The sequence below is a fragment of the Crossiella sp. SN42 genome (assembly GCF_023897065.1).
Taxonomy (GTDB): Bacteria; Actinomycetota; Actinomycetes; order Mycobacteriales; family Pseudonocardiaceae; genus Crossiella.
On the sequence record NZ_JAMHIV010000018.1, the window covers coordinates 137,141 to 162,212 of the forward strand.

The 25,072-nt window shown below is 70.6% G+C and carries 26 protein-coding genes; 9 read left to right on the forward strand and 17 right to left on the reverse strand.

Features of this window, described 5'->3' with window-relative positions; genetic code table 11:
• Positions 1-76: 76 nt before the first annotated feature.
• Positions 77-1,081, forward strand: a complete 1,005-nt coding sequence (locus tag M8C13_RS22430) for an MBL fold metallo-hydrolase (RefSeq protein WP_252482628.1) — start codon at positions 77-79, stop codon at positions 1,079-1,081.
• Here the strand turns inward: M8C13_RS22430 and M8C13_RS22435 are convergent.
• The 3 genes from M8C13_RS22435 to M8C13_RS22445 all read right to left on the reverse strand — a co-directional run bounded on the left by M8C13_RS22435 (position 1,071) and on the right by M8C13_RS22445 (position 2,743).
• Positions 1,071-1,790 (reverse strand): DNA alkylation repair protein, encoded by a 720-nt coding sequence (locus tag M8C13_RS22435; RefSeq protein WP_252482629.1) that lies wholly within the window; start codon positions 1,788-1,790, stop codon positions 1,071-1,073. The two genes, M8C13_RS22430 and M8C13_RS22435, sit on opposite strands and share 11 nt — an antisense overlap.
• Positions 1,791-1,796: 6 nt before the next feature.
• Complete coding sequence (locus tag M8C13_RS22440; RefSeq protein WP_252482630.1) at positions 1,797-2,216, reverse strand: VOC family protein; 420 nt, start codon at positions 2,214-2,216, stop codon at positions 1,797-1,799.
• Positions 2,217-2,278: 62 nt separating this feature from the next.
• Complete coding sequence (locus M8C13_RS22445) at positions 2,279-2,743, reverse strand: hypothetical protein (protein ID WP_252482631.1); 465 nt, start codon at positions 2,741-2,743, stop codon at positions 2,279-2,281.
• A 109-nt stretch (positions 2,744-2,852) separates the two neighbouring features.
• On the opposite strand from M8C13_RS22445, the gene M8C13_RS22450 reads away from it, so the two are divergent.
• The 3 genes from M8C13_RS22450 to M8C13_RS22460 all read left to right on the forward strand — a co-directional run bounded on the left by M8C13_RS22450 (position 2,853) and on the right by M8C13_RS22460 (position 4,879).
• Complete coding sequence (locus M8C13_RS22450; protein WP_252482632.1) at positions 2,853-3,416, forward strand: TetR/AcrR family transcriptional regulator; 564 nt, start codon at positions 2,853-2,855, stop codon at positions 3,414-3,416.
• Between the two features lie 169 nt (positions 3,417-3,585).
• Positions 3,586-4,569, forward strand: coding sequence for a helix-turn-helix domain-containing protein (locus tag M8C13_RS45500; protein ID WP_252482633.1), 984 nt, complete (start codon positions 3,586-3,588; stop codon positions 4,567-4,569).
• Positions 4,570-4,678: 109 nt separating this feature from the next.
• Positions 4,679-4,879, forward strand: coding sequence for a hypothetical protein (locus tag M8C13_RS22460; RefSeq protein ID WP_252482634.1), 201 nt, complete (start codon positions 4,679-4,681; stop codon positions 4,877-4,879).
• Between the two features lie 41 nt (positions 4,880-4,920).
• Here the strand turns inward: M8C13_RS22460 and M8C13_RS22465 are convergent, their stop codons facing one another.
• On the reverse strand, positions 4,921-5,853 hold the full coding sequence (locus M8C13_RS22465; protein WP_256509480.1) for a trypsin-like serine protease: 933 nt from the start codon (positions 5,851-5,853) through the stop codon (positions 4,921-4,923).
• A 116-nt stretch (positions 5,854-5,969) separates the two neighbouring features.
• Here M8C13_RS22465 and M8C13_RS22470 point away from each other — a divergent pair, with 116 nt between their 5' ends.
• The gene (locus M8C13_RS22470; protein WP_252482636.1) at positions 5,970-6,968 is read left to right on the forward strand and encodes a LysR family transcriptional regulator; all 999 of its coding nucleotides are present in this window, start codon (positions 5,970-5,972) and stop codon (positions 6,966-6,968) included.
• Between the two features lie 7 nt (positions 6,969-6,975).
• Here M8C13_RS22470 and M8C13_RS22475 read toward each other — a convergent pair whose 3' ends face one another.
• The gene (locus M8C13_RS22475) at positions 6,976-7,710 is read right to left on the reverse strand and encodes a DUF4429 domain-containing protein (protein WP_252482637.1); all 735 of its coding nucleotides are present in this window, start codon (positions 7,708-7,710) and stop codon (positions 6,976-6,978) included.
• Between the two features lie 52 nt (positions 7,711-7,762).
• Complete coding sequence (locus M8C13_RS22480; protein ID WP_252482638.1) at positions 7,763-8,311, reverse strand: EF-hand domain-containing protein; 549 nt, start codon at positions 8,309-8,311, stop codon at positions 7,763-7,765.
• Positions 8,312-8,358: 47 nt separating this feature from the next.
• On the opposite strand from M8C13_RS22480, the gene M8C13_RS22485 reads away from it, so the two are divergent.
• Complete coding sequence (locus M8C13_RS22485) at positions 8,359-8,751, forward strand: NUDIX domain-containing protein (RefSeq protein ID WP_252482696.1); 393 nt, start codon at positions 8,359-8,361, stop codon at positions 8,749-8,751.
• A 6-nt stretch (positions 8,752-8,757) separates the two neighbouring features.
• On the opposite strand, the gene M8C13_RS22490 is transcribed toward M8C13_RS22485, so the two are convergent.
• The 8 genes from M8C13_RS22490 to sucC form a co-directional block, all read right to left on the reverse strand.
• Positions 8,758-11,712, reverse strand: a complete 2,955-nt coding sequence (locus tag M8C13_RS22490) for a helix-turn-helix transcriptional regulator (RefSeq protein ID WP_252482639.1) — start codon at positions 11,710-11,712, stop codon at positions 8,758-8,760.
• Between the two features lie 34 nt (positions 11,713-11,746).
• Positions 11,747-11,941 (reverse strand): hypothetical protein, encoded by a 195-nt coding sequence (locus M8C13_RS22495; RefSeq protein WP_252482640.1) that lies wholly within the window; start codon positions 11,939-11,941, stop codon positions 11,747-11,749.
• A gap of 188 nt (positions 11,942-12,129) precedes the next feature.
• Positions 12,130-13,845: a glyoxylate carboligase gene (gene gcl / locus M8C13_RS22500; protein WP_252482641.1), complete on the reverse strand. Its 1,716-nt coding sequence runs from the start codon at positions 13,843-13,845 to the stop codon at positions 12,130-12,132.
• Entirely contained in the window at positions 13,842-14,732 is an 891-nt protein-coding gene (locus M8C13_RS22505) for a 2-hydroxy-3-oxopropionate reductase (protein WP_252482642.1), read from the reverse strand. The genes gcl and M8C13_RS22505 overlap by 4 nt, the downstream gene beginning before the upstream one ends.
• Entirely contained in the window at positions 14,729-15,649 is a 921-nt protein-coding gene (locus tag M8C13_RS22510) for a hydroxypyruvate isomerase family protein (RefSeq protein WP_252482643.1), read from the reverse strand. Before M8C13_RS22510 ends, M8C13_RS22505 begins: the two co-directional genes overlap by 4 nt.
• Positions 15,615-16,823 carry a transposase gene (locus tag M8C13_RS22515; RefSeq protein WP_252482644.1) on the reverse strand — a complete coding sequence of 403 codons (1,209 nt, stop codon included), beginning with the start codon at positions 16,821-16,823 and terminating at the stop codon, positions 15,615-15,617. The genes M8C13_RS22510 and M8C13_RS22515 overlap by 35 nt, the downstream gene beginning before the upstream one ends.
• A 188-nt stretch (positions 16,824-17,011) precedes the next feature.
• Positions 17,012-17,905 carry a succinate--CoA ligase subunit alpha gene (gene sucD / locus M8C13_RS22520; protein ID WP_252482645.1) on the reverse strand — a complete coding sequence of 298 codons (894 nt, stop codon included), beginning with the start codon at positions 17,903-17,905 and terminating at the stop codon, positions 17,012-17,014.
• 4 nt (positions 17,906-17,909) lie between these two features.
• Entirely contained in the window at positions 17,910-19,082 is a 1,173-nt protein-coding gene (sucC, locus tag M8C13_RS22525) for an ADP-forming succinate--CoA ligase subunit beta (protein WP_252482646.1), read from the reverse strand.
• A gap of 120 nt (positions 19,083-19,202) precedes the next feature.
• Between sucC and M8C13_RS22530 the strand changes: the two genes are divergently transcribed.
• The 3 genes from M8C13_RS22530 (at position 19,203) to M8C13_RS22540 (ending at position 21,862) form a co-directional block, all read left to right on the forward strand.
• A complete protein-coding gene (locus tag M8C13_RS22530) occupies positions 19,203-20,546 on the forward strand; it encodes an MFS transporter (protein ID WP_252482647.1) in 1,344 nt (447 codons plus the stop codon).
• Positions 20,547-20,785: 239 nt separating this feature from the next.
• Positions 20,786-21,550 carry a GntR family transcriptional regulator gene (locus tag M8C13_RS22535; RefSeq protein WP_252482648.1) on the forward strand — a complete coding sequence of 255 codons (765 nt, stop codon included), beginning with the start codon at positions 20,786-20,788 and terminating at the stop codon, positions 21,548-21,550.
• Positions 21,551-21,658: 108 nt separating this feature from the next.
• On the forward strand, positions 21,659-21,862 hold the full coding sequence (locus tag M8C13_RS22540) for a hypothetical protein (RefSeq protein WP_252482649.1): 204 nt from the start codon (positions 21,659-21,661) through the stop codon (positions 21,860-21,862).
• Between the two features lie 73 nt (positions 21,863-21,935).
• Here the strand turns inward: M8C13_RS22540 and M8C13_RS22545 are convergent, their stop codons facing one another.
• Genes M8C13_RS22545 through M8C13_RS22555 form a run of 3 tightly spaced genes read right to left on the reverse strand, consistent with a single transcriptional unit; the run spans position 21,936 to position 25,046 of the window.
• Positions 21,936-22,970 (reverse strand): TerC family protein, encoded by a 1,035-nt coding sequence (locus M8C13_RS22545; RefSeq protein ID WP_252482650.1) that lies wholly within the window; start codon positions 22,968-22,970, stop codon positions 21,936-21,938.
• A complete protein-coding gene (locus tag M8C13_RS22550) occupies positions 22,970-23,524 on the reverse strand; it encodes a hypothetical protein (RefSeq protein WP_252482651.1) in 555 nt (184 codons plus the stop codon). The genes M8C13_RS22545 and M8C13_RS22550 overlap by 1 nt, the downstream gene beginning before the upstream one ends.
• A 4-nt stretch (positions 23,525-23,528) precedes the next feature.
• Positions 23,529-25,046: an Nramp family divalent metal transporter gene (locus M8C13_RS22555; RefSeq protein ID WP_252482652.1), complete on the reverse strand. Its 1,518-nt coding sequence runs from the start codon at positions 25,044-25,046 to the stop codon at positions 23,529-23,531.
• Positions 25,047-25,072: the final 26 nt, after the last annotated feature.

Here is a 25,072-nt window from a genome sequence, read left to right on the forward strand (position 1 = left end):
ATATCGGATCACTTATCGCAGTGGGTGCGATACCGATGTTGGACATGCCGGTTCGGCGTCTGATCAACTCGCCGGCATGTGCCTCGACTGCACCGACACCTCGACCCTGGGCCGCCGCTCCCTGCTGCGCGGCGCGCTGGCCGGCACCGCGGGCGCCGCGCTGACCGCCGCCGCCGTCACCACCCCGGCCGCGGCCGCCGACTCCGCACCCGCCTTCGGCCGCTGGCGGTCAGCCGGCGTGCGGTTCCGCTGGCTGGGCGTGGCCGGCTGGGAGCTGACCTTCGACAACCGCCGCGTCCTGCTCGACCCGTACCTGAGCCGCTTCCGGCACACCGGCCCGGACGGCAACGTGGACCTGAACACCCCGCTGTCGAACAACCCGCGCAACCTGGCCGCGGTCGTCGACGACCCGGCCCCGGTCGAGCTGATCATGGTGACGCACAGCCACTGGGACCACATGGCCGATGTGCCGTACCTGATGAACGCCTTGCACCGCAAGGACAAGGGCACACCGAAGGCGGTCGGCACCGAGACCAACCGGCTCCTGCTCACCGCGATGGGCGCGGACCCCAAGCGGGTCGGCGGGCTGCACGGCGGCGAGTACCTGGACTTCGGCGGCTTCACCATGCGCGCCTTCCACAGCCTGCACAGCATCGGCGCCTCACACCAGTACTTCCTGCCCGGCACCCTGGTCAGCACCCCGCCCCGGCCCAAGACCGTCGGCGAACTGGTGGAGGGCGGCACGCTGGCCTACCGGATCGACATCGCCGACCGGCTCTCCGTGCTGTTCCTGGGCACCGGCAACTTCATCGAGACCGAACTGGCCGGTCAGCGCCCGGACGTGGTGGTGCTCAGCGCGGCGGGCAACGGCGGCACCTACCAGTTCGTCGAGCGCGCGCTGACCACGCTGGGCAAGCCGAGGTTCGTCATCCCCAGCCACCACGACAAGATGGACACCCCGCTGGGCCAGCCGGACATCGACCCCCGGCTGCTGCCGGAGTTCCGCGCCGCGGTGGCCAGGGTGAGCCCGCGCAGCACGGTGATCGAGCCGGCGGGCCACCTGACCCCGTTCACGCTGTGACGCGCTTGAGCTCCCGGTAGTGGCGGCGGCGGTCCTCCGGCAGCCGCTCGATGGCGTAGCGGAGCATCACCCGGGGCATCGCCGCCGCATGCCGGTCCAGGAACGCCAGCAGCCGTCCCTGGTCCCGGTTGCCGACCTCGCGCAGCCACCAGCCGACCGCCTTGTGCAGGAGGTCCTCCTTGTCGTGCAACAGGATCTCCGCCAGTGCCAGGGTGTCGCCGAACTCACCGGCGCGCACGAAGTAGGCGGTGGCCAGCACGGCGGTGCGCCGTGCCCACAGGTTCGGCGAGGCGGCCAGCTGGTACAGCGGGGCGCGGTCCCGCCGGTGCAGGTAGCCGCCGACCACGTACGGGGCGGCCATGTCCACCAGGTCCCAGTTGTTGATCCGGTCCAGTCGCCGCAGGTACAGCTCGTAGAGCTCCCGGCGACGGTCTTCCGGGGTGCGCTTGCGGCGGGCCTGTCTGTCCATGATGGACAGCGCGCCGGCCCGGACCTCGTGCAGCGGACTGCCCAGCAGGATGTCCAGCTCCGCCGGGGGCAGGTCGATGAACTCCTTGCACAGCACGGACAACCGGGCCACCCGCACACCGAGGAAGACGTCGCCCTCGCCGTACTCGCCGGGCCCGGTCTTGAAGTAGCGCTGGAGCTTCTCCTTCTCCACCGGATCGGCCAGCGCGTGCACCCTGGCGGTGAAGGCGGCGGCGTCCATGCGGCCTCAGCCGGTGCCGCGGCTGGTGATCTGCTGGACGGCCCAGCTGTTGCCGTCCGGGTCGTCGAAGAAGACGAAGCCGCTGTTGTTCAGGTCGTCCTCATCGGTGGCCGCCCGGAAGCCCTCGGGCCCGGCGAACTGGACCTCGGAGACCTCGACCCCGCGTGCGGCGAGCTCGGCGCGCGCGGCCCGCACGTCCCCGACCACCAGCTGCACGCCCTTGAGCGAACCGGGCTCCATCTGGGCCACGCCGCGGCCGATCACGATGGAGCAGCCGGAGCCGGGCGGGGTCAGCTGGATGATGTGCAGGTCCTCCCTGATCCGGGTGTCGTGGTCGACGGCGAAGCCGAGCTTGCCGGCGTAGAACTCGCGGGCACGGGCGAGGTCGGACACCGGGACCACGACCACTTCGAGGGTCCACTTCATCGCTGTTCTCCTCCTACGGCTGGCTGCCAGTACACCGGGTAGACCAGCCGAGCGCACGGAACTCATCGCCGCACCGGCGAAAAAGTTCCCCGAGCGCCCAGGAACACCCCGATGGTGGCAGCCAGGAACACGACCTGGATCGCGGTCCGCGGCCACAGCTCGTCCACCACGCCGGGCGAGAGACCGTTGAGCGCGGCGTAGACGTTGGCCGGGAACATCACCACCAGCAGCACGGTCAGCGCGCCCGCGGTCCAGCGCGCGGTCGGCGTCCACAGCAGCCCGGCCACCCCGATCAGCTCCAGCACCCCGGTGACCGTGACCAGCAGCTCCGGCGCGGGCAGCGCGGGCGGCACCATCGCGATCAGCTCCTGCCGTAGTCCGATGAAGTGCGCCAGCCCGGTCGCGGTGAACATCGCCGCCAGCCCGCCCCGCAACGGCACCGTCCACGGCCGCAGCGCCCGCACCCCGGCCCGCCCGGCCACCCACAACCCGGCCGTCACCACCACCAAGATCACCAACGGAGCCATCGCCCCACCCTTCCCCAGACCAATCTTGTCACTGACAACTTGTCACCGACAAGATGCCCTGCCACCAGCCATCTTGTCAACGACAAGATTCCGGCTAGGCTTGCTCCCCATGAGCACCAAGGGCTCCTACCACCACGGCGACCTGCGCCGAACGCTGCTGGACGCGGCCGTCACCGCGATCACCGACGCGGGCCCCGCCGGTTTCAGCCTGCGCGAGTTGGCCCGCCGCGCAGGCGTCTCCCACGCCGCGCCGGTCCACCACTTCGGCGACAAGGCAGGCGTGCTCACCGCCCTGGCCACCGAGGGTTTCGACAAGCTGGCCGAGACCCTGGCAGAGGCGGCCGAGCGCACGGGCAGCTTCGCCGAGGTCGGCGTGGCCTACGTGCGCTTCGCGATCGGCCACCGCGCCCACTTCGAGGTGATGTTCCGCCCCGAGCTGTACCGCACCGACGACCCCGCGCTGACCACCGCCCGCGAACGGGCCAACGAGGTCCTGGTCAGCGGCGTGCGCTCGGTCCGCCCCGAGGGCGTGGAACTGGGCGAGATCGCGGCCTGGTCCCTGGTGCACGGCTTCGCCACGCTGTGGCTGTCCGGGGCACTGCCGGCTGACCTGGGCCGCGACCCGGAGTCGGCGGCACGGACGATCACCGGCATGCTGACCAAGGGGCTCTGACCGGCCGTCTCCCGGAATGCGGAAAGGGCCCTCCGCGGCAACGGAGGACCCCGATTCCCGGTGCTCATCCGGATCAAGAGATCAGACCAGGCACCTGACAGGTTCGGGGTTCGGCCGCCCACGCGCAAAGCCGCTTGGTGGCAACTGCCGTCTGACATAGTCTGACAGCGTGCGCGATGAGCCGGGCTCCCTCGCCGAGTTCGCCGACCGGCTGCGGCGGCTCCGGCTGGGCGCGGGCATGCCGAGCACCAGGGCCATCGCCGCCCGCACCGGTGTCAGCCACGACACCGTGCACCGAGTCTTCCAGTGCGACCGGACCAACCGCACCCCCCGCTGGGAGTCCCTGCACGAAATCCTCACCGCCCTCGAGGTCACCGACACCGGCCCGTGGCGCGAGGCCTGGATCGCCCTGCACGAGCGGCCGGCGCAGGCCGGCGGGCACACCGGCCACCCCACGCGGCCGATCCACCCGACCGAGCTCACCTGGCCGCGGATGGCCCGGTCGACCTATGAGCGGCTCGCCAGGGTCGCGGTCCGACGGGTGTTCCCGGCGGACAGCGTGCTGGTCCGGCAGGGTGAGACCAGCGAGGTCGTGCACCTGCTGGAGTCGGGGGTCGCCAAGCAGTTCCTGAGCTCGGTCAACGGCGCCGAGCAGTTGCACGACGTCCTGGTCTCCGGCCGGTTCATCGGCTTGGAGGGCACCTCGCTCTACACCGTGCGCGCGGCCGCCGAGTGCCTGACGCTGTCCATCCCGGGCACCTCGTTCCGGCTGGCGGCCCGCGAGCCGGAGGTGGCCGACGCGGTGCACCACGAGCTGATGACCCAGTTGCGCTGGCAGGCGTTCCGGCTGCAGGAGCTGCGCGCGAACCCGGTGGAACAGGCGGTGGCCGGTGCGGTGTCCGCGCTGGCCGAGCGGGTGGGTGAGCAGGTCGCGGACGCTGTCCGGTTGCCGGGCAGTCTGACCCAGCGAGAGCTCGCCTCCCTGACCTTCGTGTCCAGGACCGCGATCGAACGTGCCCTGAAGAGCTTGAGCCGCAAAGGGCTCGTCTCCGTCAGATACCGCTCGCTCGAGGTCAAGGATCTCGCGGCACTCCGGCAGCTCGCCCTGGCCCCGGAGCACCCTTCCGCTGACGGCGGAGTTCCGACACCATAGGCCCACCGGTCCCACGGGCGTTCGCTCCCCGATGGCGGCAACCATCCAGAGCGCTCCCGGGTCCGGACATCCCGCTCATCCGGATCGAGATCGAAGGGACCCCACCCCCATGTGGAGCTGGTTACTGGGCGCGTTCACCTGCGTCCTGGTCGTCATCGTCTGCTGCGCGGCCTACGTCGCGCTCTACCGCACGGACGAGCGGCACCGCCGGGACGGCTACCGCGTCCTCGCACTGTGCTTCGGGCTGCTGACCGGGAGCACCGGTGTGCTGGCGGTGTTGCTGACACTGCACGAGTCCGGGCTGTTCTGAGGGCAGCGGCGCACGGGCGAACCCGTGCGCCGCCCCCGGGGTCACGCGGTACAGGCGCCGATGTCCTGCCAGTACCACGGGCCCGCGCCCGGTTCCTGGGCCCTGTTCCACCAGGCCGAGCGCCACTTGCGCCCGTTGTGCGCGACCTCCGTTCCCGGTGGGTACAGCTCCTCGGCGGACCAGGCCGCGGTGCTGCCGCAGCCGGGGCCGGGGTCGCCGCCGGTCACCTGGTCGATCCACTGCTTGTGCGCGGGCACGTTCATGTAGATCGCCGGGGCCTGGCCGCAGGTGGGCTGGCCGCGGCCGGCGCGACTGGTCGCGCCGGTGAGCTCCCAGCGGCCGTTGGCCTGGCGGACCGAGGGGCCGCCGGAGTCGCCGTAGCAGGCGCCGGCGCTGGGCTGGCCGCCGAGGCAGAGCTCGGTCTGCGGGTTGAAGTTGTCGGTGCAGCCGCTGGCCTGCACCTGGACGTCGATCTCCTGGAGCTGGACCGGGGCGCCGCCGCAGCCCCGGGTGGGGCAGGTCTGGCCCCAGCCGATCAGCCGCGTGCCGGTGCCCGCGGGGCCGGCGTCGGCGGCGATCGGGATCGGGGTCTGGCTGACCGGGGCACTCAGGCGCACCAGGGCGATGTCGCCTTGGCCCGGCACGATCTGCGCGGTCTGGGCGAGCTCGCCGCCGGCGTTCCAGGTGGTGGTGCCGACCCGGACGCGGAAGCTGCCCGGGCTCTGGCCCTGGACGCAGTGTTTCGCGGTGACCACCCAGGTCGGGGTGATCAGCGAACCGCCGCAGAAATGTCCTTGGCCGCCTTGCAGGGAGGCCATGAACGAATACGTCTGACTGGCCGGGCGGCCACCGACGATCAGCGGACCGACATCGTCATTGTTGGTTGTCGCAGCATTTACCGACGAGGTGAACCCCGCCGTCAGGGCCAGGGCGGCGACCAGTGACGCGCCCCATCCCCTCCAGCTTGACCACATGAGTCGTCCTTTCCACAGGGCCGCCGGAATAGCAGGGCAGGGAGTCCGGCGGATGCACTGAAATATCGTCCGAACGTCGGGTGCCCGGTCATCGGAATTGGCGATAACTTCGGCTGATGGCTGACCTGGAGTTACGGCATCTCCGTGCGGTCTGCGCCATCGTCGAGACCGGCAGCATGAGCAAAGCCGCCGTCCGGCTCGGCCTCACCCAGCCCGCGCTCACCGCGCAGCTGCAACGGGTCGAGCGCCTGGTGGGTGGTCGGCTGTTCGACCGCAGCCCCACCGGCAGCACCCCCACCGAACTGGGCCGCTACGTGGTCAACACCGCGCGCCTGGTGCTCGACGACCTGGACCACCTGCTCGCCTCGGCGCAGGACCGAGCGCGCACCTTCACCCCGCAGCCGCTGCTGGCCGGGTGCATGCCGATGCTGTTCCTGGCGCGGCTGGTCGCCGAGCTGAGCAACCGGCTGCCCTGCTCGGAGGTGCGCACCGAGATCGAGCCGGTCGGCCACACCCTGGTGGAGATGCTCAACTCCGCGCGGCTGCACCTGGCCGTGTTCGAGCGCTTCGACGGGCTGGAGCGGCGCAAGCTCAGCGGGGTGGAGATCCGCACCCTGGTGCTGGAGCCGCAGTTCGTCGCGGTCGCCGAGGACCACCCGCTGGCCATCCGCGAGGTGATCTCCCTCGACGAGCTGGCCGACTGCGACTGGGTGGTGCCGCCGCCGGAGGCCAACAGCCTGCGCATGCAGCTGCACACCGCCTGCGCCACCGCGGGTTTCACGCCGCGGATCCGGCACCACACCTGGGAAGCGGGCATGGCGCGGGTGCTGGTGGAGAACGGCGCGGTGTCACTGGCCGCGCCCGCTTCGCGCAGTGGCAACGGGATCGCGGTGCGGCCGCTGCGCGGCGACCCGCTACAGGTGCCGATCATGGTCGGGGTGCGCACCGACGGCGCGCTGGCCGGGCGGGCGCACGAGGTCTTCGCCAGCGCCGCCTACGCCTATCGGTCCATTGTGGACAGAAACCCGACCTTCGCCCAGTGGTGGGCCGAACATCCCGAGGCGCACGCGGAACTGGACGCGGCGATGCTGGTGTGCCCGCCGCTGGCGGTCTAGTCCGGCGCTAGTTCTGGGCCACCAGCACGGATTCGGCGGCTGGCACCAGCCGGGCGGCCAGCTCGGCGGCCAGGTCGGCCATCCGGCCCTCCTCGGCGCCGGCCATGAACCGGACGGTGTGCGGATCGCGCCGGGGGTCCGGCCGCAGTTCCGCGCCCGGCACCAGGAACCGGACCAGCCCGGACCGGTGCGGCTTGGCGGGCACGAACTCCACGCCCTGGATCTCCCGCACCGCGATCTCCCGGCGCCGCGGCTTGCGCATGGTGGAGTTGAACTCGATGACCACCCGCTGCCCGTCCAAGCTGACCACACCGTCCAAAGTGGACACTCGCAGGTCCACCGGCCCGGTGACCCTGGGCAGGCCGGGCGCGTGCGCGTCCGGGGACAGCAGCCGGGGCTCCGGGGCCGGCTCTGCGGAGAGGCCGGCGCGCAGCGCGGCCACGAAGGCGTCGTTCTCGGCGCGGCGGGCGGGCTGGAGCACCAGCGCGTCCACGTCCAGCTCGGGCAGCGGCGGCTCGTGCCCGGGCAGCTCACCGGCCAGCCGCAGCCGCAGGTACGGGTAGCGGCCCTCGGGCTCGTACTCCACGTCGGTGATCGCGGACAGCGGCACCCGCCGGGGGCTGCGCGCGCTCTTGACCTGCCTGGTGCTCAGGTGTCGCGGAAAGTGCAGCTCAACGGCGTCCTGGTGCAGGACAGCCTCGCCGTCGTGGCCCTGGAGGGTGCTGGGTGGCCCGAAAATCACCGGTCAATGGTAGTCAGCGTCGCGTGTGGACGGTGTGTGTGCGACCGATCTCTCACGTGCTGCCGAAGAACGCGTTGACCGGCAGGTCGAGGTCGGCGGTGGCTTCGGTGTAGTGGGTCTTGAAGGCGGTGAGCCACTCCTCCACGCTGACCTTGCCGTCGCCGTTGGTGTCCAGCAGCGCGAACAGCCTCGGCGCCTTGGCCAGCGAGAAACCGGCCAGGTACATGAAGGCGACGAACTCCTCCACCCCGATGGCCCCGTCGTCGTTGGTGTCGGCCAGCGCGAACCCGGCGGCCAGCGCGGGCCGGAACACCCGGTCGAAACCGGCGTCCGGTTCGGCCAGGGCGGTGCCGACGGCCTCGATGAACTCGGCCCTGCTGATCCGGCCGTCGTTGTCGCTGTCGGTCAGCTCGACCAGCGCCTGCCAGTGCGCCCGCATGCCCTCCAGGGCCGCGTGGCCCTTGGGCGAGTCGGTTTCGTTGAACCGCACGCAGAAGCGCCTGCTGCGCTCCTCCAGGTCGCTGAGCTGGATGTAGCCGTCGTGGTCCTCGTCGAAGGCGGCGAAGGCGTGGTCGAGCTTGCGCTGAAGTTCCGGCGTCACGCGCACATGGTAGGGCTTGACCGTCGCCGACAATGGGGAACATGCGCATCATCGACAAGATCGCGTTGATCGACCTGGCCGACGGCCGGGTGCTGAGCACGCGCTCGCACGGCAAGGACGCCTACTACCTGCCCGGCGGCAAGCGCGAGCCCGGCGAGACCGACGTGCAGACCCTGGTGCGGGAGATCGCCGAGGAGCTGGGCGTGGCGGTCGCGCCGGAGACCGCGGTGCACGTGGGCACCTTCCAGGCGCAGGCGCACGGGCACGCCGAGGGCGTGCTGGTGCGGATGACCTGCTACTCGGCCGAGTACACCGGCACGCCGGTGGCCAGCAGCGAGATCGCCGAGGTGGTCTGGCTGGGCTACGCCGACCGGGAGCGGGTCGCGCCGGTGGACAAGATCATCTTCGACGAGCTGCACGCGGCCGGTTCGCTGCGCTGACCCCGGTCACAACAACGCTCTCTCGTGGGCCTTGGTGACCGCCTCGGTGCGGCTGGCCGCGCCCAGTTTGGCCATCACCCGGCTCAGGTGCACGCTCACCGTCTTCTCGCTGATGTAGAGCTCCGCGCCGACCTGCCGGTTGGTGTGGCCGAGGGCGACCAGGGCCAGCACCGCGCGTTCGCGCGGGGTGAACGGGTCGACGGTGTCGCGCTGCGGGGCCGGTCCGGTCAGGTTGAGTCGGGCCCGGCGGGCGAGCTTGGCCAGCGCGTCCAGCAGCGGGGCCGCGCCGAGCCGGGTGGCGTCCTCGGTGGCCTGGCACAGCGCGGTCTCGGCGGCGGGTTTGTCGCCTGCGGCCAGGCAGGCGGCGGCCAGGCGGTAGCGGGCCAGGGTCTGCTCGTAGGTGTGGCCGTAGCCGAAGGCCGCCAGCACCGCGCTCCAGTGCGCCGGGGTGTCCTCGCCGTGCACGCGGACGGCCTCGGCCTCGGCGCGGGCCAGCCAGGCCCTGGCCTCCGGGCCCAGCTCGCCGCTGCGCGGGGCGGCCACGGTGGACGCCCGGCGGATCTGGGCCAGCAGCCGCTCCGCCGCCTCCCGGTGCCGGGTCTGCGCTTCGATGTCCTTGCGCTGCCTGGCTTTGGCCGCCAGCTCGGCGTGCGCGGCCAGGCCGAGGGTGCCGATCCGGATCACCGCCAGCTCGCGGTAGCGCTGGGCCACCGACAGGGCTTCCTCGATCCACTCCAGGGCCTTGTCCGGGCGGCCCTGCCACAGCTCGGCGTCGGCGGCGCAGGCCGCGGCGATCACCGCGATGTCCCAGTCCTTGTGCCACTCCGGGCGCAGCCGCCGCACCAGCTCCATCGCCGCGGCCGACTCACCCCGCCCGACCAGCGGGAACAGCGAGATCGCGGTGAGCCGGGCGCTGGCGATGTCCGGCACCGAGCAAGTCCCGAGGTCGGCGGTGGCCAGCGCGGCGTCCCAGTCGCCCGCCACGTAGTGCAGCAGGATGTGCAGTACTCGCAGTTCGGTGCCGTAAGGGCTCCAGTTGAGGCCGGTGTCCGCGGCCCGGCGGCCACCGCTGGCCGCGGCTTCCAGCGCCTCGGTGAGCAGGCCCTGTTCGTAGTGGGTGACGGCCAGATTGAACCAGGCGCGCAGCTCCACGCTGGGGATGTCGGCGGCGCGGGCCCGCTCCACCGCCTCGTGCAGCCGCCGCACCGCCTCGGTCACCTCGCCGCCGCGGACCAGGATCACCGACAGCGAGACCAGCGCGTCGGTCTCCGCGCCGACGGCGTCGCTGGCCCTGGCGTCGGCCAGCGCGCCCTCGGCGTACTCGCGGGCCGGGCCGTAGCTCTGCTCGTCCGCGCTCATCGCCACCCTGGCCCGCATGGCCTGCACCCAGGCGCGGGTGGGGCTGGCGGGCTGGTCGGCGACCAGCTGCCAGGCGCGTTCGATCACCTGGTGCGCCTTGTCCCGCTTGCCTTCCAGGGCCAGCAGGGTCTGCACGTACTTGCGCCGCACCTCGGCCGCGCGCACCGGGTCGCCCAGCTCCTCGGCCATGTGCACCGCGGTGCGCCCGTAGGCCAGCGCGCGGTCGTCCTCCCCGGCCAGGCTGGCGGTGTACATCGCCTTGTGCACCAGCTTGAGCTCATCGCCGCCGCTGACCTGCTCCGGGTCGGGCACCGCGCCCCACAGCTTCATCGCCTGTTCCAGGTGCCGCAGCGCCTTGGCCGGGGCGCGGGCCTCCATGGCCTCGCGGGCGGCGACCACCGAGGCGGCCAGCGCCTGCGGCAGCGCGTGGCTCTCCAGGCTGTGGTGGGCCAGTTCGGCGGCCACCCCGCGCCTGCCGTCCTTGGCGGCCAGGAACCGGGCGTACCCGGCGTGCAGCCGGACCCGCTCGCCGGGCAGCAGGTCGGCGTAGACGGCCTCGCGGAGCAGTGCGTGCCGGAAGACGTAGGCGTGGTTGTCGTCCTTGTACAGCAGCACGTGGTGGGTGACCGCCTCGCGCAGCGCGGCCTCGATCTCGGCCTCGGGCAGGCCGCTGACCGTGCGCAGCCGGGCGTCGGTGACCCGGCGGCCGGAGACCGAGGCGACCCGGATGATCTGCTGGGTGGCCGGGGCGAGCCGTTCGATCCGGGCCAGCAGCACGTCGGCCAGGCCAATGGGCACCCGATCGTCCTGGTCGGCGCAGGCGGCGATGAGCTCCTCGGCGAAGAAGGCGTTGCCCTCGGAGCGCTCGGCGATCTGGGCGATCTTGTCCTCGGCCAGGGTGCCGTCGGACAGGCGCCGGACGAAGGTGCGCGCGTCGGTGTCGGTGAAGGGGGCCAGCTCAAGGCGTTCCACCGCGGGCAGCCGGACCAGCTCGGCCAGCAGCGGGCGCAGCGGGTGGCGGCGGTGCAGGTCGTCGCTGCGGTAGGTGGCCACCACCAGCAGCCTGCCCACGCGCAGCCGGGAGAGCAGGAAGGAGAGCAGGTGCCGGGTGGAGCCGTCGGCCCAGTGCAAGTCCTCCAGGGCCAGCAGCACGGTGCGCCCGGCGGCCAGCTCGACCAGCAGCGAGTGCACCGCGTCGAACATCTGCAGCTGGCTCATGTCCTGCTCGCCCGCGCGCGGGTCGTAGGGCACCACGTGCTCGGGCAGCAGCTCCGGCAGCAGCTTGGCCAGCGCGGGATGGGCGCGCAGCGCGTCCAGGTGGCCCTCGCGCAGCTGGCCGAGGGCCTCCACGAACGGCAGGTAGGGCAGGCCGCCCTCGCCGACGTCCAGGCAGCGGCCGGTGAGCACCAGCGCGTCCTCGGCCACGGCCAGCTCGCTCAGCTCGGTGAGCAGCCGGGACTTGCCCACCCCGGCGTCCCCGGCCACCAGCACCGCGCCGGGCGTGCCGCGCCCCGCCTGCCGCAACGCCGCGCGGAGCTGGCGCAGCTGCGCGCCCCGCGCGACGAGCGGAATTCCTGAACCCAACCGTGCCACGTCCTGCATCGTGGCATACCCGGCCGACATTCCTGACCTGGTTTCAGGCGGCGTGGCGGTAGTGTTCCGAGGGCTCCTCGGGGTCGGGCTCGGGGTGGGTCTCCTCGTCCTTGCGGGCGATGCCCAGCCACCGGCGGGCAGCCCGGTCCTTGCCCTCGCCGTGCCCCATCGCGTGCTCGGCGCGCTCGGCCCGGTAGGCGATCTCGGCCCGCAGTGCCTGGTCAGTCCACGTGATCATGGTGTTCTCCTCGTTCGGACTTTCGTCGTTGTGAGGGGAACTGTCCTGCTGAGGGGTGGCCGCCCGCGTCCGACGATCACCTACCTTCCGGGCGTCGGACGCCTTACCCGAGACCCCTCAGGCCCCCTTACCCGGCCCGGTTGAGGGGGTAAGGGGGCCTGAGGTCCCCGGTCACGCGCCCGAGGCGGTCAGTCCGCGGCCGGCGCCAGCTCGGGTGCGGGCTCGAACTCCTTGATCGCGTCCAGGGACTGCCCCATGGCCGCGTTGGCCTCGCGTTCGACCATGACCTCCACCAGCACCGGCTTGCGCTCGCGTTCGGCGGTCTCGGTGGCCCAGGCCAGCGCCTCGCGGATCTTGCCGGGTTCCTCCACCCGGACCGCGGCGCAGCCGAAGGCGTCCATCACCTTCACGTGGTCGATGCCGCTGCTGCCGTAGTGCAGGTCGACCGCGTAGTTCATCTCGTAGGGGATCTCGGCCTGCCGGATCAGCCCGAGGTACTCGTTGTTGACCATGACGATGACGAACGGGATCTCGTACTGGGCGGCGACCGCGACCTCCTCCATCAGGAACTGGAAGGAGTAGTCGCCGCAGACCGCGACCACGGTGCGCTCCGGGTAGGCGCACTTGACGCCGATCGCGGCCGGGATCTCCCAGCCCAGCGGCCCGGCCTGGCCGCAGACCAGGTAGCGGCGGGGCAGGTAGGTGCGCTGGAACTGGCCGGACCAGATCTGGTAGAGGCCGATCGCGGTGACGAAGGTGGTGTCCGGCGGGTAGAACTCGTTGAGCTCCCGGTAGACCCTGGGCGGTTTGATCGGCACGTCGTCGAAGTCGTCCCGCCTGGGCAGCGTCTCGCGCAGCTCGCCGATCCGCTTGGGCCACTCGCCAGGGGTGCGCGGCCTGGTCAGCTCCTTGGCGTGGTAGGCGAGCGCGGCCAGGGTGGGCCTGGCGTGCCCGACGATGCCCAGGTCCGGCTCGAAGACCTTGCCGAGCTGGGTGGGCTCGATGTCGACGTGGATGAACTTGCGGCCCCTGGTGTAGGTCTCCAGGTCGCCGGTGTGCCGGTCGCCGAAGCGGGCGCCGACGGCGAGCACGCAGTCGCTTTCCAGGAAGGCCGCGTTGCCCCACCGGGTCTGGGTCTGCAACCCGGCCATGCCCGCGAACAGCTCGTGGTCCTCGGGGAAGGCGCCCTTGCCCATCAGGGTGACCTGCACCGGGATGCCCAGGTGCTCGGCGAGGCCGCGCAGCTCGTCGGCAGCGTCGGCCACGATCACCCCGCCGCCGGCCAGGATCAGCGGCCGTTCGGCGGCCAGGAGCATCTCGATGGCCGCGCGCACTGGCTCGGCCCTGGGTTGCGGCACCTCCACCGGCAGCGGGGCGTCCAGCGCCGGGTCGTAGCGGCACAGTCCTCTTTGCACGTCGATGGGCAGGTCGACCAGCACCGGGCCGGGCCGCCCTGACCGGGCGATCCGGAACGCCTCGCGGAACACCCAGGCCGCCTGGGCCGGTTCCTTGAGCTGCACCGCCCACTTGGTGACCGGTTTGGCGATCTCCACGATGTCCACGGCCTGGAAGGACTCCTGGTGCAGCTTGGCCTTGGCCGCCTGCCCGGTGATGCAGATGATCGGGATCGAGTCCGCCAGCGCGGTGTACAACCCGGTGATCATGTTGGTGCCTGCCGGGCCGGAGGTGCCGATGCACACCCCGACGTTGCCGGTGACCCTGGCCCAGCCGTCCGCGGAGTGCGTGCCGCCTTCTTCGTGGCGCACGGTGATGTGGCGGATCGAGCTGTGCTGGAGTGCGGCGTAGAGCGGCAGGATCGCGGCGCCGGGAATGCCGAAGACGGTGTCCACGCCTTCGGACTCCAGCACCCTGACCACGGCCTCCATGCAGGGAATGCTGTTCATCGCGGGTCGCTCCCTCGTCCGGAGAGGTTCTCGATCACTTTCAGCAGGGCCGAGTGGTCCAGGGCGCCGTAGCCCTGGCCACGAGCCGCCGCGATCAGCGCCGCGGTGACTCCGGTGACGGGAAGGGCGACCCCGGCCGAGCGGGCCTCGGCCAGCACGATGCCCATGTCCTTGTGGTGCAGGTCGATCCGGAAGCCGGGCGCGAACTCCCTGGCCACCATGGACTTGCGTTTGAGCTCCAGGATCCTGCTCCCGGCCAGGCCACCGGCCAGCACGTCCAGGCCGCGGTCGGCGTCCACCCCGGCGGCCTCCAGCAGCACGATCGCCTCGGCGAGGAGGGCGTAGGTGCCGCCGACCACCAGCTGGTTGGCCGCCTTCACCGTCTGGCCCGCGCCGGACTGTCCAACGTGGACGATGGTGCCGCCGAGCACCTCGAACAGCGGCAGCGCGGCGGCGAAGTCCTCCTCGGTGCCGCCGACCATGATGGACAGCGAGCCGTCCACCGCGCCCTTCTCCCCGCCGCTGACCGGGGCGTCCAGCACCCTGATCCCGGCCGCCGCGCCGAGCTCGGCGAGTTTGCGGGAGGTCTCCGGGCGGATGGAGCTCATGTCGATGTGCAGCAGTCCGGGCTTGGCGTGCTCGAACAGCCCGCCGTCACCGAGGGCCACCTGCTCCACCTGCGGGGAGTCCGGCAGCATGGTGATCACCACCTCGGCCTGGCCCAGCACCTCGGCGATGCTGCCCGCGGTCTCGCCACCGGCCTCGGCCAGCCGGGCCGGGCCGGTGCCGAAGACGTCGTGGCCGATCACCCGGTGCCCGGCGCGCACCAGGTTGACGGCCATGGGCGCGCCCATGATGCCGAGGCCGATGAATCCGACAGCCGTCATGCCGATCCCTCCACAGTGGACTCCACCGCGGCCCTGAGCTTGGGCAGCCAGCCGAAGCTGTCCGCGCTGGGGCCGACGGGGCGGTACTCCAGGCCGATGTGGCCCTGGTAGCCCGCGAGCAGCAGGCGGGCGAGCACCTTCTCGTAGTCGATGCCGCCGGTGCCCGGCTGGCCGCGGCCGGGGGCGTCGGCGATCTGCACGTGGCCGAACTCCGCGGCCCGCCGGTCGATCTGGGTGTCGAGGTCCTCGCCCATCCGGCTCAGGTGGTAGAGGTCGGCCAGGAAGGCCACGTTGCCCGGCCCGTTCGCGCGCACCAGCTCCAGCACGTGGTAGGCGGAGGCGAGCGAGATGATGGGGTAGACGGGGTTCTCGTGCGAGTTCAGCGCCTCCACCACCACGGTGGCGCCGATCCGGTCGGCGGCCTGGGCGGCGTAGGTCAGGTTGGCCACGGCCAGCTCGTCCTGCTCCTGCGGCCACAGCCCGGGTTCCCGGTTGCCGTAGAGGGCGTTGAGCGTTTTGCAGCCCAGCTGGCCGGCGAACTCGACGGCCACGTGCACGTTCTCCCGGAACAGGTGCACGTCGGCGGGCCGGGACAGCAGGCCCCGCTCCCCCGCCGCCATGTCGCCCGCGGCGAAGTTCAGCCCGGCCAGGCGCACTCCGGCGTCCTCGATCGCGTGCCGCACCGTGTCCAGTTCCCGTTGCAGCGGAACGGCTTCGGGCAGCGGCCACCACAGCTCCACCGCGTCGAACCCGGCTGACTTGGCCGCGGCGAAGCGTTCGAGCAGCGGGAGCTCGGTGAACAGGATGGAGAGGTTGACGTCGAAACGCAGGATCGGACTGTTGACATGCCCTCCGCCCTGTTGCGCGGAGGTTCCCGTCTGGCTAGGCCGTGATCGGGGTGCTTCCTGCTTCTTCACCGACTGCCTCCCCGGAGGAAGGACTGACACCGGCTCGACAGGCGTTTCGTCTCTCCGTCTGCCCGGCGGCGAGTATGTTCCGAGCCGCGTTGTGGTCCCGGTCGTGTGCGGCCCCGCAGCACGGGCACCTCCACGACCGGTCCTTCAGCAGCATGTCGCGCTTGACCCGCCCGCACACCGAGCACGTTTTCGAACTGGGTAGCCACCGGCTTACCCTGTGCACGGTGCGACCGTACCTCTCGGCCTTCTCCTCCAGCAGGCGCACGAACTGTGCCCACCCGGCATCGGAGATGGCCCTTGCGAGCCGCCGGTTCTTCACCATGCCGGCCACGTTCAGGTTCTCGACGTAGACCGCTTGGTTGTCGCGGACCAACATCAGAGCCTGCTTGTGGTGAAAGTCCCGCCGAGCACGAACGACCTTGCTGTGCGCCAGGGCGACCTTCCGGCGGGTCTTGTCCCGGTTCGCACCGCCCTTGACCCGACGGACCTTCTCCCGCTCCAATCTGCGCAGCTTCCGGAGCTTGCGGGCCAGATGCCTGGGATTCGCCACGTCCAGCCGCTGGCCATCCGTGGTGGCGATCGTCGCCAGCCGGGCGAGTCCCACATCCACCCCGGCCTCCCGGTCGATCGGTGGCAGGGGGGACGGTTGGACGTCCACGACGAACGACGCGTAGTAGTGCCCATCCGGTTCCCGGATGATCGTGACCGACGATGGCGGTGAGGGCAGTTCCCGCGACCAGCGGACCTTCACATCCCCGACTTTCGCCACATACAGTCGACCGTTCGGGCGCAGGACGAACCCGTTGCGGGTGAGCCGAAACGACTGTCGGCTGTCTTTGCGCGACTTGAACCTGGGATGCCCCACCTTGCGCCCCACTCGGCACTTGGCAATCGAGTCGAACCAGTTCTGGTACGCCCGGTGCGCGTCCCGAACCGACTGCACCAAAGCCACTGACGCCACCTCTGCCAGCCACACCCGAGCGTCGCAGGTCTTCGCCTCGGTGATGGTCCGGCGCTGCACTTCGGTTGAAGACAGCGTCTCCCCGGCCCGGTACGCCTTGTCCCGGCAGCGAAGTGCGTCGTTGAACACCACTCGGACACATCCGAAGGTACGTGCCAGCATCGAGCGCTGAACCACGGTTGGTTCGAGCCGATAGCGGAAACGGGCCAGCACAACGACTATCCTGCCCTACAGGGCCAAGGGAACCGCACAGAGCCCTGTGACCAGCGGGCACGGTGCCTTCAGAACGGTCGTCCAGGTGGTCTCGATGACGAGGCACCGGCCAAACATGTTGACGGGGAAACACCACGACTTCCTCCGGGGCGTGTTCGAGAAGGCCTGCGCTGATTTCGGACTTCTGCTTACACGGTCAGGGGTTTGAGGCACTCCCGCATCAGGCGAGCCGCTTCGCTGGGGGTCTTGCCGACCTTGACGCCCGCGGCTTCCAGCGCTTCCTGCTTGGCCGCGGCGGTGCCGGAGGAGCCGGAGACGATGGCGCCCGCGTGGCCCATGGTCTTGCCCTCGGGGGCGGTGAAGCCCGCGACGTAGCCGACCACCGGCTTGGTGATGTGCTCGGCGATGTAGGCCGCCGCGCGCTCCTCGGCGTCGCCGCCGATCTCACCGATCATCACGATGGCCGCGGTCTCCGGGTCGTCCTGGAAGGCCTGCAGCGCGTCGATGTGCGTGGTGCCGATGATCGGGTCGCCGCCGATGCCGACCGCGGTGGAGAAACCGAAGTCCCGCAGCTCGTACATCATCTGGTAGGTCAGGGTGCCCGACTTCGACACCAGACCGATCTTGCCAGGGCCGGAGATGTCGGCCGGGATGATGCCCGCGTTGGACTTGCCGGGCGAGATGATCCCCGGACAGTTCGGGCCGATGATCCGGGTCTTGTTGCCGGTGGCGCAGGCGTGCGCCCAGAACACCGCGGTGTCGTGCACCGGCACGCCCTCGGTGATCACCACCGCCAGGCCGATGCCCGCGTCGATGGCCTCGATCACCGCGCCTTTGGCGAAGCGCGGCGGCACGAAGACCACGGTGACGTCCGCGCCGGTCCCGGCCATAGCCTCGGCCACCGAGCCGAAGACCGGCACGCTGACCCCGTCGAAGTCGACGCGCTGGCCACCCTTCCCGGGCGTCACGCCGCCGACCACGTTGGTGCCAGCGGCAATCATTCGCCTGGTGTGCTTGGAGCCCTCGGCGCCGGTCATGCCCTGCACGATGACCCTGCTGTGCTCGGTCAGGAAGATGGCCATCGAGTCACACCCCCGCCGCTGCCAGTTGGGCGGCCTGGTCGGCCGCGTCGTCCATCGTCTCCACCACGGTCACCAGCGGGTGGTCGGCCTCGGCCAGGATGCGGCGGCCCTCCTCGACGTTGTTGCCGTCCAGGCGCACCACCAGTGGCTTGGTGGCCTCCGCGCCCAGGATCTCCAGCGCGGCCACGATGCCGTTGGCCACCGCGTCGCAGGCGGTGATGCCGCCGAAGACGTTGACGAACACCGAGCGCACGTCGGCGTCACCCAGGATGATCTCCAGGCCGTTGGCCATCACCTCGGCCGAGGCGCCGCCGCCGATGTCCAGGAAGTTGGCCGGCTCCACCCCGCCGTGCCGCTCACCGGCGTAGGCGACAACGTCCAAAGTGGACATGACCAGGCCCGCGCCATTGCCGATGACGCCGACCTGGCCGTCCAGCTTGACGTAGTTGAGGCCCTTGTCCTTGGCCCGCTGCTCCAGCTCGTTCTCCGCGGCCCGGTCCACGAACTCGCCGTGTCCCGGATGCCGGAAACCGGCGTTCTCGTCCAGGGTCACCTTGCCGTCGAGGGCGAGAATGCTGCCCTGGGGGTCACGGACCAGCGGGTTGACCTCCACCAGGGTGGCGTCCTCGGCGACAAAGGTCTGCCACAGCTTCACCAGCACCGCGGCGACGTCCTCGGCCACCTCGGCCGGGAAGTGCGCGGCGGTCACGATCTCCCTGGCCTTGGCCAGGTCGACGCCGCCGATGGCGTCCACGGGCACCTTGGCCAGGGCCGCCGGATTGGTGGCCGCGACCTCCTCGATGTCCATCCCGCCTTCGACCGAGGCCATCGCCAGGAACGTGCGATGGGTCCGGTCGAGCAAGAAGGAGACGTAGTACTCCTCGGCGATCTCCGAAGCGGGGGTCACCAGCACCCGGCGCACCACGTGCCCCTTGATGTCCAGCCCCAAGATGGCTCCGGCCTTGACTTCCGCGTCCTCCGGGTCGACGGCGAGCTTGACCCCGCCCGCCTTGCCACGGCCGCCGGTTTTCACCTGCGCCTTGACCACGACCCTGCCGCCCCACTCGGCCGCTGCCGCGCGGGCGTCGGCCGGATCCTCGACGACCCGCTGCGGCGGACCCACCGGGACCCCGTGCTGCGCGAAGAGATCCTTCGCCTGGTACTCGTACAGATCCACGCCGCCTACTGTATACAGTATGTGAGACCCAGCACCAGTGCCTGCGCGCATGGATTTCAGCAGGTCCCCAACTCGGCCTCCTCGTGTATACTGCATACAGTATCTAGTAGGGAGGCCATGATGACCACTCCCCCACCCAGTGAGCTCCGCGACTGCTTCGGCCGCGACTACCACGTCGGCCCTGCCGCCGAGCTACTGACCGGACGTTCCCGGACCTGGCAGCTGCTCCTGCCGCTGGCCGCGATGGCCGCCGCGGGCGTGCTCCAGTACTCCTTCGGCGCGCTGGTGCCTGCCCTGTCCGCCCTGCACGGCTGGTCCACGACGCAGACCTTTTGGCTGCTCGCGCTGTGGATCGTGGCGCAGGCGGGCGTCGGCTTGCCAGTGGCCTACCTGCGGGAACGGGGAGTGGTCGGCCCGGTGGCCCTGGTGCTGGCGGGCGCGGCGCTCTGCCTGACCGGCCCGGTGGCGCTCGGGCACGCGCCCAGCTACCTGGGCGCGCTGCTGGGCTTCTCCCTGCTGGGCGGCGCGGGCGCGGGACTGGTCTACGCGGTCAGCGCCTCCACCGTGGCCAAGTGGTTCCCGGACCGGTCCGCGGTGCGGGTCAGCCTGGCCACCGGCGCGTTCGCCTGCGGCGCGGTTCCCTTCCTGCTCTTCGTCTTCCCCTCGGTGACCACCGCCAACCTGGTCCCGGTGCTCGACGGCACCGGCCTGGCGCTGGGCCTGGTGATCGCCGCGGCCGGACTGTTCTTCCGCGACCCGCCGTCGAACTGGTGGCCGCCGCACGTGGACCCGCGGGACTGGGCGCTCTCCCGCCGCCGCGGCCCCGGCTCGGCCAACCTGCCCGCGGTGCGCGAGTACTCCCCCGGCGAGGCGGTGCGCGACGGCGCGCTGCCCGCGCTCGCGGTGATCCTGTTCTGCGCCAGCGCGGTCACCCTGTTCACCGTGGCCGGCTTCGCCACCTTCGCCACCGGGATGGCGCTGTCCGCGCCGGTCATCGGCGCCGCCACCGCGCTGCTGGTGGCGGCCAACGGGGTGGCCAGGGCGGTGGTGCTGCGGGTCTCCGACCGGATCGGCCGGGCGCGCACGCTGGCCGGCGCACTCACCGTGCTCGCGCTGTCACAGCTCGCGCTGGCCGCCAGTGCCACCGACCGCTCACTGCCACTGCTGCTGACCGCGGCCGTGCTGGCCGGCGCGGGCGGGGCCTGCTACCCACTGGTGGCCAGCCTGGTCCGGGAGTACTTCGGGGACCGGCGGCACGGCGAGATACACGCGGTGGTCTACAGCGCGAAGGCCTTTGGCGGAATAGCCGGCGTGGGCCTGGCCGCACTGGCCGTCCCCACATCGGGGTACCCGGTACTTTTCCTCCTTGCGGGCGGGCTCGCACTGTGTTCGGCACTGCTCTGCCTGCGCCTGCGGCAACCTGGTCGTATCCCATTAGTCTGGACAACCCAGCGTGTCCGCTGAGATGCGCGGCCATTTGGGGCATTATGGACATCTGGACCGTGGCAGAAGGTCACCTACAGCGGGCAGTCGGTGGGTTACTTTCCCAATTAGGTACTCGGTATGGGTGATCCAATGCTTGTGGTAGTCCTCACGCATTTCGGGCATATGGAACACTGTATGCTGTAGGCAGTCGACCGGGCACAATTAGATCAAGATCGGCACACCGGGCGAAAGCGCCCACCTCACCTCTGGAGCACACGATGTCGGAGCTTGCGCAGGGCACGGCCGCACGCCGGATCGATCGGCCGGTTCCCCTGCGGGAGCGGGTCTTCGAAGCCCTGCTCGACCTCATCATCACCGGCAGCCTCGCCCCCGGCCAGCACCTGGTCGAAGGCGAGCTGGCCGAGATGCTCGGCGTGTCCCGCCAGCCGGTCCGTGAGGCGCTGCAGTGGCTGAACAACGAGGGCTGGGTGGACCTGGTACCCGGTTACGGCGCGTTCGTGCACGTGCCGACCGAGCAGGAAGCCGACCAGTTGCTCGCGGTGCGCACCCTGCTGGAGACCGAGTCGGCGCGGCTGGCCGCGCTGAACACGGACAAGGAAGGGGTGGCCCGCCTGCGGGAGATCTGCCAGCAGGGCGAGGCCGCGGTGCTGGCCGACGACGTGGACGGCGCGGTGGCGGCCAACGCCGCCCTGCACCGCCTGGTCACCGAGCTGTCCGGGAACAAGGTGCTGCTGGAGCTGGCCGCCCAGGTCGACCGCAGGGTCCGCTGGTTCTACACCCCGGTCGCCCGCCAGCGCGGCAAGCAGTCCTGGCGGGAGCACCGCAAGCTGATCAGCGCGATCTCCACCGGCGACGCCGAGCGGGCCGCGGAGATCATGCGCGAGCACACCGACCGCACCCGGCAGTCCTACCTGGAGGCCCGGCAGAGCACGCAGGCCGCCACCCCCGCCCCCGAGGTGCCGCTGCGGCGCCGCAGGCGGACCGTGGCGCGCACCTCGCCCGCCGTGAAGCCCCAGGTCTAGGTTCCGTCGGCCGCGATCCCAGCAGGCGGACCGCGAGAAGAGTTTCCCAACACAGTCCCGAATGGCATCGACGCCCTCGGGTATCCCTTGAGGTGAGGAGGTGTATCGATGATGCGCAAGTTCAAGCAGCTGCTGCGCTCGCTGACCCAGGAGCCCGCGGGCTACCGCGGCAGCCGCCCGATGGGTCTGGGCATGGCCACGGCGATGGCCGAGGCCAAGAAGAACCCGACCGCGGACGTGGAGAACTACCTGCGAGGCCAACGTGCCACCGCGACGCGGCGGGACCAGGGCCAGGAGGTTGCCTCCTCCTGACCCCGGCCACCCCTTGCTCGCCGAAACCGCACTACCGTCCACTGGATCCAGGGATAGCTCCAGTGGACGGAGGTCATCCGGTCCCGGTCTCGTCCAGCGCCGCTGAGCTGGACGAGGCCTGAGCCGACGGAACGGGCTCCGGTGCCGCGGTCGCGGCAGCGGCCCGCTCGGTCCGCCGGGATTTGATCACACTAGCAATGATCGTCACCGCCAGTGTCCCCACAATGAACGACAGCGACAGCTGGATCGAGACCGTTGGCGCCCACGGCACGCCGGAGGTGTGCATGGCCTCCAGCACCAGCTTCACGCCGATGAACGCCAGGATCACGGCCAGGCCGATGGACAGGTAGACCAGCCGGTCGAGCAGGCCGCCGATGAGGAAGAACAGCTGGCGCAACCCCATCAGCGCGAACGCGTTGGCGGTGAAGACCAGGTACGGCTCCTTGGTCAGCCCGAAGATCGCCGGGATCGAGTCCAGGGCGAACAACAGGTCGGTGGTGCCGATCGCGACCATCACGATGAGCATCGGCGTGACCATCCGCCGCCCGTCGATCCTGGTCACCATCTTCGCGCCCACGTAGTCATCCGTGGTGGGAGCGAACCGTTTCACCGTGCGCAGCACCACGTTCTCGGAGAACTCCTCCTCCGCGTTCGGGTCCTGCCGGAGCAGCTTCCACGCCGTGTAGATCAGGAAGGCGCCGAAGACGTAGAACAGCCAGTTGAACCGGGACACCGCTTCCGCGCCCACCGCGATGAACACCGCGCGCATCAGCAGCGCGATCACGATGCCCACCAGCAAGACCTTCTGCCGGTACGGCTTGGGCACCGCGAACCGGCTCATGATCAGCATGAACACGAACAGGTTGTCCACCGACAGCGAGTACTCGGTGATCCAGCCGGCGAAGAACTCCCCGCCGTAGCGCGGACCGGCCAGCCACAGCACCCCGAGTCCAAAAAGGACGGCCAGGCTGACGTAGGCGACGGTCCAGCCAACACATTCTCTGAACGAGGGATCCCTCGGGTTGCGGGCGGCCAGGTAGAAGTCGAACGCGAGGATCGCGCCCAGGCCACCCACCGTGGCGATCCAGACCCACATGGAGAAGGTCATCAGGCTCCTCTGGCGGCCGCGCGGTTGGCGCGGGCACGGGTCTTGGCTGCCCACACCGTCTCCGCGTGGGTCGCGTAGCGGGTGAATGCCTGGGCGGCCAACGGGTTCGTCGCGGCGAACCGCCGGAACATCTGCGGTGCAAGGCGTTCGTGCAGCCAGATGAAGCCGATCGCGAACCCGGCGCTCACGATCCCTTGGTAGGCGAGGAACCCGAGCAGGTCCGCGGGCACCCGCAGCTCGCCGGCCACCACCAGTGGCAGCGCGACCTCCTGGATGAGCCTGCTCAGCGGGAACCCGATGAGCCAGAACACCGCGGCCGGGGCGAACACGCCGAGCCGGATGCGGCCGGTGGCCGCGCCCAGCCCGTAGAGCCCGCCGAGCAGGGCCAGCGGCAGGCCGAGACCGAGTGCGGTGACCAGCGCCCAGCCAGGGGGCTGGCCGACGAGCAGGGCCAGCAGGCCGGCGATCGAGCCGGCCAGCGCACCCACCAGCGCGCCGGGGGCGGCCAGCTGAGCGAAGGCGCTGATGCGTGGTGGTTGCCGCGATTCACTCATGATGTCAGTCCAATACCACGCCGTAGGCGAACAGGGAGTAGAACAACCCGCTCAGGTAGAACACCGCGCCGAAGCCGATGATGACGTTGGTCCACCACTTCGGCCGGATCGGTTTGGGCAGCATCTTGTTGTTCACCAACAGCAACACGATGCAGTAGGCGCCCATGGCGAAGGCGGACAGGAACGCCAGGATGTCCAGGATCGCCGCCGGGCCCTTGGCCGGGCCCCACAGCAGGATGATGATGCCGAAGAGGATCAGGCCCCACAGGAAGCCCGCGTAGAGCCGGGACATGCCGATCTTCTTGGCGCCGGGCACGAAGAAGTAGGTCATGTCGGCCTGGCCGCGGGAGAAGGAGTCGAACAGGCCCAGGGTGGCGTTCAGCCCGATCAGCGCGATGAACCCGAAGAACACCGTGCCCAGCGCGGGACCGCCGAGTGAGGAGAAGGCGTCGGCCATCGCGTTGAACGCGGCGCCGCGGTCGCCTGCCGCGATCAGCTCCTTGACGTTGGGGTTCTGCCGGGCCGCGGTCTGCGCCAGCACGGTGAAGGAGACCGTGACCAACATGGTCACGCCCCAGAACAGCAGCAGCGCGTCGAAGGTGACCCAGCGCCGCCAGCCCTTCCACTTGGCCATCTCCTCCGGGTCCTCGGTGTCGAACATGAAGCCACGGGCGGGCATCTGTTCGTCGGCGCCGGACTCCGAGCTGCGCAGGCCCTTGATCTTCGGGATGTGCGCGCCCATGCCGGCCCCGGAGTCCCGCAGGTGCAGCGTGTACCACATCTGCTGCATACCGGAGGGCCCGGCGAAGGCGATGGACCCCACCACGATCGGGAACCACGTGGAGGTGAACATCTCGCTCGGGAAGTACCCGAAGGTGAACATGCCGCTGATCGTGCTGGCCAGATCGCCCCAGGTGCCGACCAGTGCCGCCACCACCGCGGTACTGACCACCAGGATCCCGATGAGCACCGAGAGCACGTTCTCCAGCAGGTTGTAGATCACCTTGGCCAGGCTGAAGATCACGCCGACCAGGATCAGGCCGACGATTGCGCTGAGCTGCCAAGGTATTCCGGTGATGTTCTCCAGTGCCGACATGCCCGCGGAGAGGTGGCCCGGCCAGATGTAGACCGCGATCGCGACCACGAAGAAGAACCACATGATCGGTTTGAACACGCGGGCCGCGCCGGCGAAGATGCTCTCGCCGGTGGCCATGGCGTAGCGGGCCATCTCCAGCATCACCACGGCCTGCAGGGTGACGCCGATCAGGAACAGCCAGCGGATCTCCGGTCCGAAGATCAGGACCAGCCTGGGCCACATGTAGGACTCGCCCATGCCGACCCCGAGTGCCACCAGGAACACCGTGGGGCCGATCAGGTGCACCGACGGTGGCGCGTCGGGCAGCTTCCGGATGGGCATCGGATCGAGCCGACCGGCCCGCCACACGCGTTCCTGGCCGCCACCGGCGAGGTCGCTACCCCCGCTGGTGGCCGGTCCCGCGCTCGGGGTGTTCGAAGGATCCATGATGAGAAACCTCTTTCACGAGAACT

What these genes read in the sequence shown, in the direction of transcription:
- M8C13_RS22430 (WP_252482628.1), top strand. Translation starts at nt 77, where the DNA reads ATGTGCCTCGACTGCACCGACACCTCGACCCTGGGCCGCCGCTCCCTG.
- M8C13_RS22435 (WP_252482629.1), bottom strand. Translation starts at nt 1,790, where the DNA reads ATGGACGCCGCCGCCTTCACCGCCAGGGTGCACGCGCTGGCCGATCCG.
- M8C13_RS22440 (WP_252482630.1), bottom strand. Translation starts at nt 2,216, where the DNA reads ATGAAGTGGACCCTCGAAGTGGTCGTGGTCCCGGTGTCCGACCTCGCC.
- M8C13_RS22445 (WP_252482631.1), bottom strand. Translation starts at nt 2,743, where the DNA reads ATGGCTCCGTTGGTGATCTTGGTGGTGGTGACGGCCGGGTTGTGGGTG.
- M8C13_RS22450 (WP_252482632.1), top strand. Translation starts at nt 2,853, where the DNA reads ATGAGCACCAAGGGCTCCTACCACCACGGCGACCTGCGCCGAACGCTG.
- M8C13_RS22460 (WP_252482634.1), top strand. Translation starts at nt 4,679, where the DNA reads ATGTGGAGCTGGTTACTGGGCGCGTTCACCTGCGTCCTGGTCGTCATC.
- M8C13_RS22465 (WP_256509480.1), bottom strand. Translation starts at nt 5,853, where the DNA reads ATGTGGTCAAGCTGGAGGGGATGGGGCGCGTCACTGGTCGCCGCCCTG.
- M8C13_RS22470 (WP_252482636.1), top strand. Translation starts at nt 5,970, where the DNA reads ATGGCTGACCTGGAGTTACGGCATCTCCGTGCGGTCTGCGCCATCGTC.
- M8C13_RS22490 (WP_252482639.1), bottom strand. Translation starts at nt 11,712, where the DNA reads ATGCAGGACGTGGCACGGTTGGGTTCAGGAATTCCGCTCGTCGCGCGG.
- M8C13_RS22495 (WP_252482640.1), bottom strand. Translation starts at nt 11,941, where the DNA reads ATGATCACGTGGACTGACCAGGCACTGCGGGCCGAGATCGCCTACCGG.
- gcl (WP_252482641.1), bottom strand. Translation starts at nt 13,845, where the DNA reads ATGAACAGCATTCCCTGCATGGAGGCCGTGGTCAGGGTGCTGGAGTCC.
- M8C13_RS22505 (WP_252482642.1), bottom strand. Translation starts at nt 14,732, where the DNA reads ATGACGGCTGTCGGATTCATCGGCCTCGGCATCATGGGCGCGCCCATG.
- sucD (WP_252482645.1), bottom strand. Translation starts at nt 17,905, where the DNA reads ATGGCCATCTTCCTGACCGAGCACAGCAGGGTCATCGTGCAGGGCATG.
- M8C13_RS22530 (WP_252482647.1), top strand. Translation starts at nt 19,203, where the DNA reads ATGACCACTCCCCCACCCAGTGAGCTCCGCGACTGCTTCGGCCGCGAC.
- M8C13_RS22535 (WP_252482648.1), top strand. Translation starts at nt 20,786, where the DNA reads ATGTCGGAGCTTGCGCAGGGCACGGCCGCACGCCGGATCGATCGGCCG.
- M8C13_RS22540 (WP_252482649.1), top strand. Translation starts at nt 21,659, where the DNA reads ATGATGCGCAAGTTCAAGCAGCTGCTGCGCTCGCTGACCCAGGAGCCC.
- M8C13_RS22545 (WP_252482650.1), bottom strand. Translation starts at nt 22,970, where the DNA reads ATGACCTTCTCCATGTGGGTCTGGATCGCCACGGTGGGTGGCCTGGGC.
- M8C13_RS22550 (WP_252482651.1), bottom strand. Translation starts at nt 23,524, where the DNA reads ATGAGTGAATCGCGGCAACCACCACGCATCAGCGCCTTCGCTCAGCTG.
- M8C13_RS22555 (WP_252482652.1), bottom strand. Translation starts at nt 25,046, where the DNA reads ATGGATCCTTCGAACACCCCGAGCGCGGGACCGGCCACCAGCGGGGGT.